Here is a 12,718-nt window from a genome sequence, read left to right on the forward strand (position 1 = left end):
GCATCGCTGACATACCGCTTTCGCGGGCACGCCCGCTTATTGACTCGTGCCCGGTTCTTAGCGAGCGGCGCCCAACTGGCCTTTCTCGTCCGAGAACACTATCTCCACGCGACGGTTCTGCGCCCGCCCCCGCTCAGAGGCGTTGGCCTCCACCGGGTACTGGTCACCGTAGCCTTCAACCTGAATACGCTTTTCATCGATTCCCAGGTCCACCAGCACATCGGCCACCGACTGCGCGCGGTCACGGGACAGCTTGAGGTTTTCCTGCTGGCCGCCGGTGTTGTCGGCGTAGCCCTCGATGCGTACCACGCGCTTGGGGTTCAGTTGCAGGAACTGCACGATCTTCAACACTGTGCGGTTGGCTGAGTTTTTCAGCTCAGCTTCGCCGGTGTCGAAGAGCACGTCGCCCAGGGTCATTACCAGGCCACGCTCAGTCTGGGTGGTCGTCAGGCTGGCGATCTGTTCTTCGAGCCATTTGCCCTGTTGCTGCACGCTGATCAGCTTGCTTTCGCGCAGCGCCAATTGCAGGCGCTGGCGTTCCAGTTCGAGCTTGGCGGCGCGCTCTTCATTGAGTGCCTGCTCGGTGTGTTCGCGGGCGATGGCACTGTAGCGCTGGCTCAGGTAAGCGTAATGCACCACGTCCGGGCCGCTGCCCCAATAGCTGGACAAGCGGTCGGCACGCGCCAGGGACTCACCCGCGCGAATCACGTCCTTGGGCGCGATGCGCAGCACATTCGAGTCTTCCTTGACCTTCTGAAAGTCGCTGCCGGCCTGCTGCAAAGCCTGCTCGCCACTCGGATGGCTCGCACAACCGCCCAACGCCACACTGCCCAACAGCACGGCACAGCCCACACCACGGATCAGCGGGCTCATTGGGCTTCTCCCAATTGCAATTGCTTGCGCAAGCGCGTGATGCGGGTGTTGAGCACGTTCAGTTGTTCCTGGCTCTTGCGGGTCAGCACTTGGGCTTCCGCCAGGCGCGCGTCCAGTTCGGCCTGTTCGGCCTGCATGCGCGCGTGTTTGTAGGATTGATCGGCCATGTCGGCCTTGGCCTGGGCAAACTTGTCTTGCGCCAGTTTCAGTTCAGCCGATTCATCGGCGCTGGCGCCCACGGCGTCGGCTTGTTCAAGGGCTTGCTGGGTCAGGCGAATTTGTTCATTCGGCGCAGGATCGGCTGCACATCCCGCCAGAGCGACAACGGCGAGGGCCGCGAAAAGAGGTCGAAGAGTCACTGAAAATCCCTACTTTGTTTGGGTGCCGACAGGTTGTTGCAATTGCGCTTTCCAGCGCTCGAGGTTGCGCTGCAGCGCCGCTTGCGCCACACCAGACCCGGCCAATTCTGTCATCTTTTTGGCGAGCTGTCCGCGCAACCACGGATCATTGCAGGCCGAGTTGTGTGAAATCGCCAGGTACAGGCCAGGCTGGTCGATGGGCGTATCGTGGGCGATCAGGTCATTGCTCATACCCAGCGTCTGGGCGAGGGCCATGCCGGAATAGCGCCCCGCCAGTACGTAATCCACCTCCCCCAGCAGCAGTTTCTGGAACACTGGCGTCAAGGTGGGCAGGCGTTGCAGGTTCAAGTGTTGCATAGCGAAGGTGTCGAACGCGGGGGTTAAACGTGCGCGCTCCGACACCGCCCCCTTCAAGCCTTGCAAGTCGCCGGCTGTGGCATAGGACAGCGTCGAGTCTTTACGGGTCCAGACCAGATAGTCGGTCTGCACCAACGCCGGGTGAATGTAATCGAGGTTATCCAGTTCTCCAAGGTTCAGCGGCGCATCGGCAAGTATGTCCATGCGCCCGCTGCGCACCTCGTCCAGAGCAAGGGAGCGCGTGCCGCCATAGAGCAGGTCGATTTTCACACCAAGATCCTTGGCGACCTGCTGCAACACATCGGCGGTGGCGCCGATCAGGTGCGTGGGGTCCTGCGGATCACGCCAAAGCAAGGGTGGCGCGTCCGGGCTGCCGGTGATGACCAGGCGCTCACATTTGCCGGCGGCCAGCGCCAGGCTGGGCAACAGCAAAAGGCTCAGCAATACGGCCCAGGGGCGCAGTTCCATGGCGGTTTCTCCGATATTCACAAAAGGCCGGGCGAAAAAAAACCCGGTCACAAGACCGGGCTCTTTATAAGTGAAGCGACTGGATTAGACCAGCTTCTCCAACTCAGGTACGGCTTCGAACAAGTCCGCCACCAGGCCGTAATCGGCCACCTGGAAGATCGGTGCTTCTTCGTCCTTGTTGATCGCAACGATCACCTTGGAGTCTTTCATACCGGCCAAGTGCTGAATCGCGCCGGAGATACCGACGGCGATGTACAGCTGTGGCGCAACGATTTTGCCGGTCTGGCCGACCTGCATGTCGTTGGGTACGAAACCTGCGTCGACGGCCGCGCGGGAAGCGCCGACCGCAGCGCCCAGCTTGTCGGCCAGAGCGTACAGGTGCTTGAAGTTGTCACCGTTCTGCATGCCACGGCCGCCGGAAACGACGATCTTGGCAGCGGTCAGCTCAGGACGGTCCGACTTGGCCAGCTCTTCGCCGACAAAGCTGGAAGTGCCGGCGTCGTGGGCAGCGGAGACGGCTTCAACGGCAGCCGAACCACCTTCGGCGGCAACCGGGTCGAAACCGGTAGCACGTACGGTGATCACTTTTACCGAAGCGTTGGACTGTACGGTCGCGATGGCGTTACCGGCGTAGATCGGGCGCTTGAAGGTATCGGCGCTTTCGACCGAAACGATCTCGGAGATCTGGTCAACGTCCAGTTGCGCAGCAACGCGCGGCAGGATGTTTTTGCCGTTGGAGGTGGCAGCCGCCAGGATGTGGCTGTAGCCGGCGCCCAGCTCTGCAACCAGCGGGGCTACGTTTTCCGGCAGTTGATGCGCGTAGGCGGCATGATCAGCGTTCAGCACTTTGCTCACGCCCGCGATCTTCGCAGCGGCTTCGGCTACAGCACCCGCGCCTTGGCCGGCGACCAGTACGTGAATGTCGCCACCGATTTTAGCGGCCGCAGCCACGGTGTTCAGGGTGGCCGGGGCCAGCACCTTGTTGTCGTGTTCAGCGATTACGAGGATAGCCATGATCAGATCACCTTCGCTTCGTTTTTCAGTTTCTCGACCAGTTCAGCCACCGACTTGACCTTGATGCCCGCGCTGCGTGCAGCCGGCGCTTCGACTTTGACAGTCTTGTTGGTGGAGGCGGTGGAAACGCCCAAAGCATCCGGAGTCAGCACTTCAAGCGGCTTCTTCTTGGCTTTCATGATGTTTGGCAGGGACGCATAGCGCGGCTCGTTCAAACGCAGGTCGGTGGTGACGATGGCCGGCAGTTTCAGGGAAACCGTCTGCGCACCGCCGTCAATTTCGCGGGTCACGGCAACGCTGTCGCCGCTCACTTCGACTTTGGAGGCGAAGGTGCCCTGGCCGTAACCGGTCAGCGCAGCGAGCATCTGGCCCGTCTGGTTGTTGTCGCTGTCGATGGCTTGTTTGCCAAGGATCACCAACTGAGGCTGTTCCTTGTCGACAACGGCCTTGAGCAGCTTGGCAACGGCCAGGGAGGTCAGGTCTTCAGCGGATTCGACGAGGATCGCACGGTCTGCACCCAGCGCCAGGGCGGTGCGCAGCTGCTCTTGAGCAGTGGTCGGGCCGATGGAAACCACGACGATTTCAGTCGCCACGCCTTTCTCTTTCAGGCGTACGGCTTCTTCCACGGCGATTTCACAGAATGGGTTCATCGACATCTTGACGTTAGCAAGATCGACGCCGGAATTGTCCGCCTTGACGCGAACTTTCACGTTGTAATCGACAACGCGTTTGACAGCTACAAGAACCTTCATGGATTCCTCGTTACTCTCCGGTGAAAAGAAAGTCGCCTAGGCGAACCTGGCGGTTGATGCTCATCGGCACACAAGGGCACCTCCAAAAACGTCGGCAAGTGGCCTTGCTCACGGGAAGTGATGACCGTTCGTCAGTGGTGACTGAGAGGTCATTCTTTATCGCGGCGTGTAAACTGCGCGCCGGTGCTCGGGCGCGCGTCACCTGTTTCGCTTTTGGACGTGCTCTTGAAACCTGCTGTCTGCCTACGGTAAGCGCAAAACCGACCGTATATTGACCGGAACGCCTATTCTGGTCAATACGGCAAAATGGCCAGTCATAAGCCGCGTTGCTTTGATTTACCTAGCCTGCGGCCAATTCAAACAAACGTTTGTATTGGACGCTGACAGTGGTCTATATATAATGCGCCACCTAGAGAGAAAGGTGGTCTTGCCGCTACCGCAAGACGACACCGAACCTCCATCCATTAGAAAAAAAGCCTGTTGAGCCTTGAGTAGGAGATAGCCTGTGGAACGCGAATACATGGAATTCGACGTGGTCATCGTCGGCGCTGGCCCGGCGGGCCTGTCCGCCGCCTGCCGACTGAAGCAGAAGGCCGCCGAAGCCGGTAAGGAAATCAGCGTCTGCGTGGTCGAGAAAGGCTCCGAAGTCGGCGCGCACATCCTCTCCGGTGCCGTGTTCGAACCACGCGCCCTGAACGAACTGTTCCCGGACTGGAAAGAACTCGGCGCCCCGCTCAACACCCCTGTGGTGCGCGATGACATCTATGTCCTGCGCAGCAGCGAGACCTCCACCAAAGTCCCTGACTTCTTTGTGCCCAAGACCATGCACAACGAAGGCAACTACATCATCTCCCTGGGCAACCTGTGCCGCTGGCTGGCCCAACAGGCCGAGAACCTGGGCGTTGAAGTCTACCCGGGCTTCGCTGCCCAGGAAGCGCTGTTCGATGAAAACGGCGTGGTCCGCGGGATCGTCACCGGTGACCTCGGCGTCGACCGTGAAGGCCATCCAAAAGAAGGCGTCTACACCCCCGGCATGGAACTGCGCGGCAAGTACACGCTGTTCGCCGAAGGCTGCCGTGGCCACATCGGCAAGCAACTGATCAAGCGCTTCAACCTGGACAGCGACGCCGATGCCCAGCACTACGGCATCGGTTTGAAGGAAATCTGGGAAATCGACTCCGCCAAGCATCAGCCGGGCCTGGTAGTGCACACCGCCGGTTGGCCGCTGGACATCATGAGCAACGAGAACACCGGTGGCTCCTTCCTTTATCACCTGGAAAATAACCAGGTGGTCGTCGGCCTGATCGTCGACCTGTCCTACAGCAACGCTTTCCTGTCGCCGTTCGATGAGTTCCAGCGCCTCAAGCATCACCCGGTGCTGGCCCAGTACCTGGAAGGCGGCAAGCGCATCAGCTACGGTGCCCGTGCCTTGGCCAAGGGTGGCATCAACTCGCTGCCGAAGATGGTGTTCAAGGGCGGCGCTCTGATCGGTTGCGACCTGGGCACCATGAACGTGGCCAAGATCAAAGGCAGCCACACGGCCATGAAGTCCGGCATGCTCGCCGCCGACGCCGTGGCCGAGCGCCTGCTCGCAGAATCGCAAGGCGGTGACGAGCTGACCAACTATGTCGACAGCTTCAAAGCCAGCTGGCTGTATGAGGAATTGTTCGCCACCCGTAACTTCGGCCCGGCGATGCACAAATTCGGCCCGATCATCGGCGCCGGCTTCAACTGGTTCGACCAGAACATCCTCGGCGGCAAAATGCCGTTCACCCTGCACGACACCAAGCCGGACTACGCCTGCCTGAAGCTGGCAAAAGACAGCACGAAGATCGACTACCCCAAACCCGACGGCAAGCTGAGCTTCGACAAGCTGAGCTCGGTGTTCATCTCCGGCACCAACCATGAAGAAGAGCAGCCCTGCCACCTGAAGCTCAAAGACCCAAGCATCCCGATCGGCACCAACCTGCCGCTCTACGATGAACCGGCGCAGCGCTACTGCCCGGCCGGCGTCTATGAAGTGATCACCAAGGAAGACGGCGAGAAACGCTTCCAGATCAACGCCCAGAATTGCGTGCACTGCAAGACCTGTGACATCAAGGACCCTTCGCAGAACATCACCTGGGTCACGCCGGAAGGTGCGGGTGGGCCGACTTACCCGAATATGTAACCCCCGCCACCGATCGTTCCCACGCTGCGTGGGAACGCCTCTTGTGACGCTGCGCGTCACGGCTTTAAAAGCGGACGCGCAGCGTCCAGGGCTGCATTCCCACGCAGAGCGTGGGAACGATCAGGCAGCCCGCTCTTCACCGGGGTTGCGCTCAAAGTAGCGCTTATATTCGCGACTGAACTGCGACGTGCTCTGATACCCCACGCTGTGCGCCGCCTGCGCCACGCCCATGCCTTCCACCAACAGCAGTTGCTGGGCCTTGAGCAGGCGCAGGCGCTTGAGGTACTGCACCGGCGACAACAGCGTGCAGCGCTTGAAGTGCTCGTGAAACGTCGACGCACTCATGTGCGCATAGCCGGCCAGGGTTTCGATATTCAGCGGTTCGGCGAAGTGCGCATGCAGATGGTTCAGCGAGGTGGCAATGCGCGAGAACTGCCCCTGCTGCTCCACCAAGGCGCGCAACACATCGGCCTGGGGTCCGCGCAACGCGGTGAACAACAATTCGCGCACCCGCGCCGGGCCCATGATCCGGCTTTCCAGCGGATCGTGCAGACACTGCAACAGCCGCTCGACACAGCCGCGCATCGCCTCATCGAGCACCACCGAACTCATCGACTCCAGGGTCTGCGCCGTCGGCGGTGGCCCGGCCTGCATGCCCATGGCCATGACCAGTTCACCGAGCACCACACGGTCGATCCCCACCGTCACCCCCAACAATGGCGCGCCCGGCGCCATGGCGAAGGTCTCGCATTCGAACGGCACCGGCATGGCCTGGATCAGGTAATGGCCGGCGCCATACTCCAGGGTGCGCGGGCCCAGGTAAGCCACTTTGCTGCCCTGGGCCACGAACATCAGGCTCGGCTCATAGATCTGCGGCCCGCGCGCCACGTCGCAACTGGCGCGCAGCACCTGCACCCCCGGCAGGTGGGTCGGGGAGAAACCGTCGCGGGACGTGAGCCCCTCAATCAAGGCAACCAGCGTGGCGTTGGCATCGAGATGGCGGGTCAACAACATAAAAGCAGCTCTCAGAAGATTCACGACTCGGCGCAGAGTGGCAAGCATCAAGCCACAAGCTGCAAGAAAGTACGCAGTTTATAGCTTGCCGCTTGGAGCTTGCCGCTTTTAGCTGCCCTTCGGAGCTTTAGGCATGAGACTCGGAGCAATCGCCATGGTCGCCTGGACGGTCGGTGGGGAGAATGGCTCACCTCACTTGTCACTGCTTTTTGCGAGGTTTCCCCATGTACACCGCCATCGGTTACGCCGCCCAGTCGGCCACCACTCCCCTCGCCCCCATGTCGTTTGAACGTCGCAGCCCGCGCGCCGATGACGTGGCCATCGAGATTCTTTACTGCGGCGTCTGCCACTCCGACATCCACCAGGCCCGCAACGAATGGGGCATCGCCGTGTACCCGCTGATGCCCGGCCACGAAATCGTCGGCAAAGTCACCGCCGTCGGTGCCAGTGTCACCGCACACAAGGTCGGCGACCTGGTGGGCGTAGGCTGCATGGTCGACTCATGCCGTCACTGCGACGCGTGCCAGTCGGACTTGGAGCAGTATTGCCTCGAAGGCCCGACCATGACCTACGCCACCCCGGACCGCGTGGATGGCAGCAACACCATGGGCGGCTACTCCGACAGCATCGTGGTCAGCGAACACTTTGTGGTGAAGATCCCGGCCAAGCTCGACCTGGCCAGCGCCGCGCCGATTCTGTGCGCCGGTATCACCACCTACTCGCCGCTCAAACACTACGGCGTGAAGGCCGGCGATAAGGTCGGGATTCTCGGCATGGGCGGCCTGGGCCATATGGGCATCAAGTTCGCCAAAGCCATGGGCGCGCAAGTGACCCTGTTCACCCGCTCCGCGAGCAAAGCCGAAGAAGGCCGTCGCCAGGGTGCCGATCATGTGATCGTGTCCACCGACCCCGAGCAGATGAAGGCCGCCGCCGGCAGCTTTGACTTCCTGCTGGACACCATCCCGGTGCAGCACGACCTGAACCCCTACCTCGACGTGCTGCGCTTTGACGGCGTGCACATCCTGGTGGGTTTGATCGAGCCGGTGGACCCGCCGGTCAACGCCGCCAAGCTGGTGCTGGGGCGTAAAGTGCTGGCCGGTTCGTTGATCGGCGGCATTGCAGAAACCCAGGAAGTCCTGGATTTCTGCGCCGAGCATGGCATTACCTGCGATATCGAAATGCTCGACATCCGCCAGATCAACGAGGCTTACACCCGCATGATCGCCGGCGATGTGAAGTACCGCTTCGTTATCGACATGGCGACCTTGAAAGCCTGATCAGGCCTTCGCGCCCAACTCCGCTGACAGCCGCGCTGCGACCTGTTTGATCACAGGGATCAGCTCGGCCATTTTCTCCAGCGGCATATAGGGCACGGTACTGGCGATGCTGATGCCGGCGACGATTCGCCGGCTGGCATCGCGCACCGGTGCCGCGACGCAACGGATCGACGGTTCGTTGTCTTCCAGATCGAATGCATAACCGCCCAGCACGTATTCCTGCATGCGCTGCTCGAACTGCGCCCAGGATTGCTCCGGGTGCTGCGGCCATTGCAGGTTCTTCCCCCCCGCCGGCAGGCTTGTTTCGTACAGGCGCTTCCACTCCTGCACCGAGTCATCCAGCAACATCGCCTTGCCCACGCCCGTGCGCGCCAGCGGCATGCGATGGCCGACCCGCGAGCGCATTTCCGGACCATTGCGGCCGGGGTTCTTGTGCAGGTACAGCACGTCGTCGTATTCGCGGATGGCCAGGTGGATGGTGTCACCGGTCAACGCCGACAACTGGTCCAGGTAAGGCACTGCCAGGGTCACCAACGGCAATTCTTCCCGCGCCTGAAACCCCAATTCGATCAGCTTGGGCCCCAGCAGGTAACCGACTTGCGGCACCACGCGCAGGTAACGCTCCTCCACCAGGCAACTGGCCAGGCGGTGAGTGGTGCTGCGGGTGGTGCCGATGCGCCGGGCGATCTCCTTGAGATCCCGCGCACCGGCCGCCACCGCCTGTACCACGCCCAGGCCACGCAACAGGGTCTGAGTGCCGGTGGGCGCAGCGTCTTTGACGGGGATGTGGGCGTTTTCCTGCATATCGGGCCTATTGGGAAGTACGAAAACGGCGCCATTATGGCAAATGCTGAAGGTCAATACAGAAACGGCTGTGCAAACTGACACGCCGCCATCGTGGGCAGCCCACTCACTCCAACGGCCTGTCAGCGTTGCTTCATACGGTCGATGACCACCGCCAGCAGCAGGATCGAGCCGCGGATCACGTATTGGTAAAACGTGTCGATGTTCTTCAGGTTCATCGCATTCTCGATGATCGCCAGAATCAGCACCCCGGCAATCACATGGCGGATCATGCCGATCCCGCCGCTCAACGACACCCCACCCAGCACGCACGCCGAGATCACCGTCAGCTCGAAGCCCTGGCCGATCATCGGCTGGCCCGAGGTCATGCGCGAGGCAAGGATCACCCCGGCCAGTGCGCCGATCAAACCGTGCACGGCGAAGATCAGGATCTTGGTGCGGTCCACGTTCACACCTGCCAGCAGCGCCGCTTCCGGGTTGCCGCCGATGGCCATGGTGTTGCGCCCGTAGGTGGTGTAGTTGAGCAGCCAGCCGAAGAACAGGAAGCACACAATGGTGATCAGGATCGGCACCGGTACGCCGAACAACTGGCCGTTGCCGAAGACAAAAAACTGCTCCTGGGACACGCCCACCGCCTTGCCGTCGGCAAAGATGTAGGCCAGACCGCGCACGATCTGCATGGTCGCCAGGGTGGTGATCAGCGCGTTGACCCGCAACTTGGCGATGACGATGCCGTTGATCAATCCGACGATCAGCCCCATCCCCAGCGCCGCGCCGATGCCCAGCATGACGCTGTCGGTGTCGCGCATCACAATCGCCGCGACCACGCCGGCGCAGGCGATGACCGAGCCCACCGACAAGTCAAAATGCCCCGACGCCAGGCAGAACAGCATGGTGCACGCGGCGATGCCCACCGTGGAAATCGCCAGGCCCAGGCCGCGCATGTTCAGCGGCGAGAGGAAGTTATCGATCAGCAAGGCACACAGGACAAAAATCCCCACCGCCGCCAGCAGCATCGCCCAGTTGTCGAGCAGCGCACGGATATCGAGGGGTTTGCGTGCAGTGGGCAACGCGTTGTTTTGAGTGGTCATGGTTTTCTCTCAGTTCGTCACGCGGCGCGGCAAGGCCAGCTGCAGCAGGTTGGATTCAGTCGCGTGTTCACGGGTTTGTTCGCCGCGCAGGGCGCCTTCGCACAGCACCAGGATGCGGTCGGAAATGCCCATGACTTCCATCAGGTCGCTGGACACCACGATCACCGCAATGCCCTGGGCCGCAAGGTTGTGGATGATCTGGTAGATCTCCGACTTGGCGCCGATGTCGATGCCTCGGGTCGGCTCGTCCAGCAGCAACACCTTCATCGGCATCGACAGCCAGCGGCCGAGAATGGCTTTTTGCTGATTGCCGCCGGACAGGTAGAGGATTTTCTGTTCGGCGTTGGGCGTCTTCACCTTCATCGCCTGGATCTGCCGGTCGGCGTTGCCTTTCTCCCATTTGTCGCGCAACAGCCAGCCAAACGCGGAATGGGCGCCACGGGCACTGATGTTGATGTTCTCGGCCACGCTCGACAGCGGAATGATGCCCTCCTTCTTGCGGTCCTCGGGGCACAGCAACACGCCGGCGGCGATGGCGTCGCGCGGCGAGCGCAAGGGCAGCGGCGCGCCGCACAGTTCCAGGCTGCCGGCGCTGGCGCGTTCCAGGCCGCTGAGCAGGCGCAACAGCTCGGTGCGCCCGGCCCCCACCAGCCCGAACAGGCCCAGGATCTCGCCCTTGCGCACCTTGAAGCTGAGCGGCTCGCGCAGGCCCGGCCCCAGCAGGCCATTGACCTTGAGCGCCACCTCGCCGTGTTCGCGCGGGCGGTAGTCGTAGATGTCCTGGATGTCGCGACCGACCATGCAGGTCACCAACTGGTCGTGGCTCAGCGTGCTCATGTCGTCAAAGGTGCGCACGTAGCGGCCGTCCTTGAACACGGTGACGGCGTCGCAGATGCGGAACACCTCCTCCATGCGGTGCGACACGTAGAGCACCACTTTGCCCTCCTCGCGCAGGCGCGCAATGATCGCCATCAAGCGGTCGATCTCCCGCGCCGAAAGGCTGCTGGTCGGCTCGTCGAAGGCAATCACATGGGCGCCACGGGACAACGCCTTGGCGATTTCCACCAGTTGGCGCTGGCCCAGGGACAGGCGCCCGAGCTTTTCGTCCGGGTCGATTTCATCGGCCAGGCCCTTGAGGCAGGCCAGGGCCTGCTTGCGCAGCAGGCCCCGGTTGACCACACCGAAGCGCGTCGGCAAATGCCCCAAAAACAGGTTTTCGGCGACGCTCATTTCCGGCACCAGGTGCAGCTCCTGGTGGATCACCGCGACGCCGCTGGCAATGCTGTCGGCCGCGCACTTGAAGGCCATGGTCTGCTCGCCGATCTGCACCGTGCCGCTGCTGGGAATATAGGCACCGCCCAGAATCTTCAGCAGCGTCGATTTGCCGGCGCCGTTCTCGCCCATCAACGCGTGCACTTGCCCCGGGTGGGCGGTGAAGCAGATGCCGTCCAGCGCCTTGACCCCGGGAAAGGTTTTGCCGATACCGTCAAACCGCAGGGCCGCAGCGGTCATTTCCACAGCCCGATTTTGGTCAGCTCTTCCTTGAAGTTCTCGCGGGTGATCAGGGTCACTTCGTCCATCGCGGTGTACTTGGGCGGCTCGGTGCCTTTGGTCACCCACTCGTACATCATCAGGGCGGTGTTGTAGCCCTCGATGTGCGGGCTGGGCAGCATGGAACCGAAGAAGCCGCTGTTGGCCTTTTTCAGCTCGCCGATGGCGTCGGTGCCGTTGATGCCAATCCCGATCACGTTGGCCGCGGCAAAGCCGGCGCTTTCGGTGGCGCGCACGCCGCCGAGCACGGTGTTGTCGTTCATGCCGCCGATGATCAGGTTTTTCGCGCCGCTGGGCAGCTTGACCAGCGCCGAGTTGGTGGCGTCCATGCTGCCGGGCACGTCGAGGGTTTTCAGCGCGGCGGTGAGGATATGGTCCTTGGGAATCCCGGCTTCTTCGAGGGATTTGATCGAGCCGTCGGTGCGTTTTTTACCGGTGTCGAGTTCGTTGAAGGTGTTGATCACCGCGTAGGTGTCCTTCCAGTCCCAACCGCGTTTTTTCGCTTCGGCAGCCATGGCCGCGCCCTGCTTCTGGCCCACTTCAAACGCAGCCATGCCCAGGTACGGCACGTCCTCCATAAAGGCGCCCTTGGCGTCGACGAAACGGTCATCCACCGCCATCACCTTCAAGCCATTGACCTTGGCCTTGGCCACGATGGCCGGGCCCAGGGACACGTCCGGCGGGCAGATCACAAAGCCCTTGGCGCCGTTGGCCGCCAGGCTGTCGATGGCCGAGAGGGTCTTCTCGCCGTCGGGCACGGCGATCTTGATCACGGTGAAGCCATGTTCCTTGCCGGCTTTTTCGGCAAACGCCCATTCGGTCTGGAACCAGGGTTCTTCGGCCTGTTTGACCAGGAAGCCGATTTTGACTTCTTCAGCAGCCGATACCACGCCGCTGAACGCCAGGCCGAGTGCCAGGGCACCGAGTGTCTTTTTGAAGCTGTTTTTGACAAACATGAGGCACCTCTTGTTGTTATTGAGCGTTACAC

The 12,718-nt window shown here is 61.8% G+C and carries 12 protein-coding genes; 2 read left to right on the forward strand and 10 right to left on the reverse strand.

Annotated features, from left to right (window positions below; genetic code table 11):
• Window positions 1–57 precede the first annotated feature (57 nt).
• The 5 genes from PSH59_RS19295 to PSH59_RS19315 form a co-directional block, all read right to left on the reverse strand.
• Window positions 58–873 carry an OmpA family protein gene (locus PSH59_RS19295; RefSeq protein ID WP_248083937.1) on the reverse strand — a complete coding sequence of 272 codons (816 nt, stop codon included), beginning with the start codon at window positions 871–873 and terminating at the stop codon, window positions 58–60.
• A complete protein-coding gene (locus PSH59_RS19300; protein WP_305393458.1) occupies window positions 870–1,232 on the reverse strand; it encodes a DUF4398 domain-containing protein in 363 nt (120 codons plus the stop codon). Before PSH59_RS19300 ends, PSH59_RS19295 begins: the two co-directional genes overlap by 4 nt.
• Window positions 1,233–1,241: 9 nt before the next feature.
• Window positions 1,242–2,057, reverse strand: a complete 816-nt coding sequence (locus PSH59_RS19305; RefSeq protein WP_305393459.1) for an ABC transporter substrate-binding protein — start codon at window positions 2,055–2,057, stop codon at window positions 1,242–1,244.
• A gap of 84 nt (window positions 2,058–2,141) precedes the next feature.
• Window positions 2,142–3,071 (reverse strand): electron transfer flavoprotein subunit alpha/FixB family protein, encoded by a 930-nt coding sequence (locus PSH59_RS19310; protein WP_248083940.1) that lies wholly within the window; start codon window positions 3,069–3,071, stop codon window positions 2,142–2,144.
• Window positions 3,072–3,073: 2 nt separating this feature from the next.
• Window positions 3,074–3,823, reverse strand: a complete 750-nt coding sequence (locus tag PSH59_RS19315; RefSeq protein WP_032887429.1) for an electron transfer flavoprotein subunit beta/FixA family protein — start codon at window positions 3,821–3,823, stop codon at window positions 3,074–3,076.
• A 505-nt stretch (window positions 3,824–4,328) separates the two neighbouring features.
• Here PSH59_RS19315 and PSH59_RS19320 point away from each other — a divergent pair.
• A complete protein-coding gene (locus PSH59_RS19320) occupies window positions 4,329–5,993 on the forward strand; it encodes an electron transfer flavoprotein-ubiquinone oxidoreductase (protein ID WP_248083941.1) in 1,665 nt (554 codons plus the stop codon).
• Window positions 5,994–6,113: 120 nt separating this feature from the next.
• On the opposite strand, the gene PSH59_RS19325 is transcribed toward PSH59_RS19320, so the two are convergent.
• Window positions 6,114–7,007, reverse strand: coding sequence for an AraC family transcriptional regulator (locus PSH59_RS19325; protein ID WP_248083942.1), 894 nt, complete (start codon window positions 7,005–7,007; stop codon window positions 6,114–6,116).
• A gap of 224 nt (window positions 7,008–7,231) precedes the next feature.
• On the opposite strand from PSH59_RS19325, the gene PSH59_RS19330 reads away from it, so the two are divergent.
• Window positions 7,232–8,284, forward strand: coding sequence for an NAD(P)-dependent alcohol dehydrogenase (locus tag PSH59_RS19330; protein ID WP_305393460.1), 1,053 nt, complete (start codon window positions 7,232–7,234; stop codon window positions 8,282–8,284).
• Here PSH59_RS19330 and PSH59_RS19335 read toward each other — a convergent pair whose 3' ends face one another.
• From PSH59_RS19335 to PSH59_RS19350, 4 genes are all read right to left on the reverse strand, one after another.
• Window positions 8,285–9,088, reverse strand: coding sequence for an IclR family transcriptional regulator (locus PSH59_RS19335; protein ID WP_305393461.1), 804 nt, complete (start codon window positions 9,086–9,088; stop codon window positions 8,285–8,287).
• A gap of 122 nt (window positions 9,089–9,210) precedes the next feature.
• Window positions 9,211–10,179 carry an L-arabinose ABC transporter permease AraH gene (araH, locus tag PSH59_RS19340; protein ID WP_305393462.1) on the reverse strand — a complete coding sequence of 323 codons (969 nt, stop codon included), beginning with the start codon at window positions 10,177–10,179 and terminating at the stop codon, window positions 9,211–9,213.
• A gap of 9 nt (window positions 10,180–10,188) precedes the next feature.
• On the reverse strand, window positions 10,189–11,691 hold the full coding sequence (gene araG, locus PSH59_RS19345) for an L-arabinose ABC transporter ATP-binding protein AraG (RefSeq protein ID WP_305393463.1): 1,503 nt from the start codon (window positions 11,689–11,691) through the stop codon (window positions 10,189–10,191).
• Entirely contained in the window at window positions 11,688–12,686 is a 999-nt protein-coding gene (locus tag PSH59_RS19350) for a substrate-binding domain-containing protein (RefSeq protein WP_305393464.1), read from the reverse strand. The genes araG and PSH59_RS19350 overlap by 4 nt, the downstream gene beginning before the upstream one ends.
• Window positions 12,687–12,718: the final 32 nt, after the last annotated feature.

The sequence above is a fragment of the Pseudomonas sp. FP2309 genome (genome assembly GCF_030687575.1).
Classification (GTDB): Bacteria; Pseudomonadota; Gammaproteobacteria; order Pseudomonadales; family Pseudomonadaceae; genus Aquipseudomonas.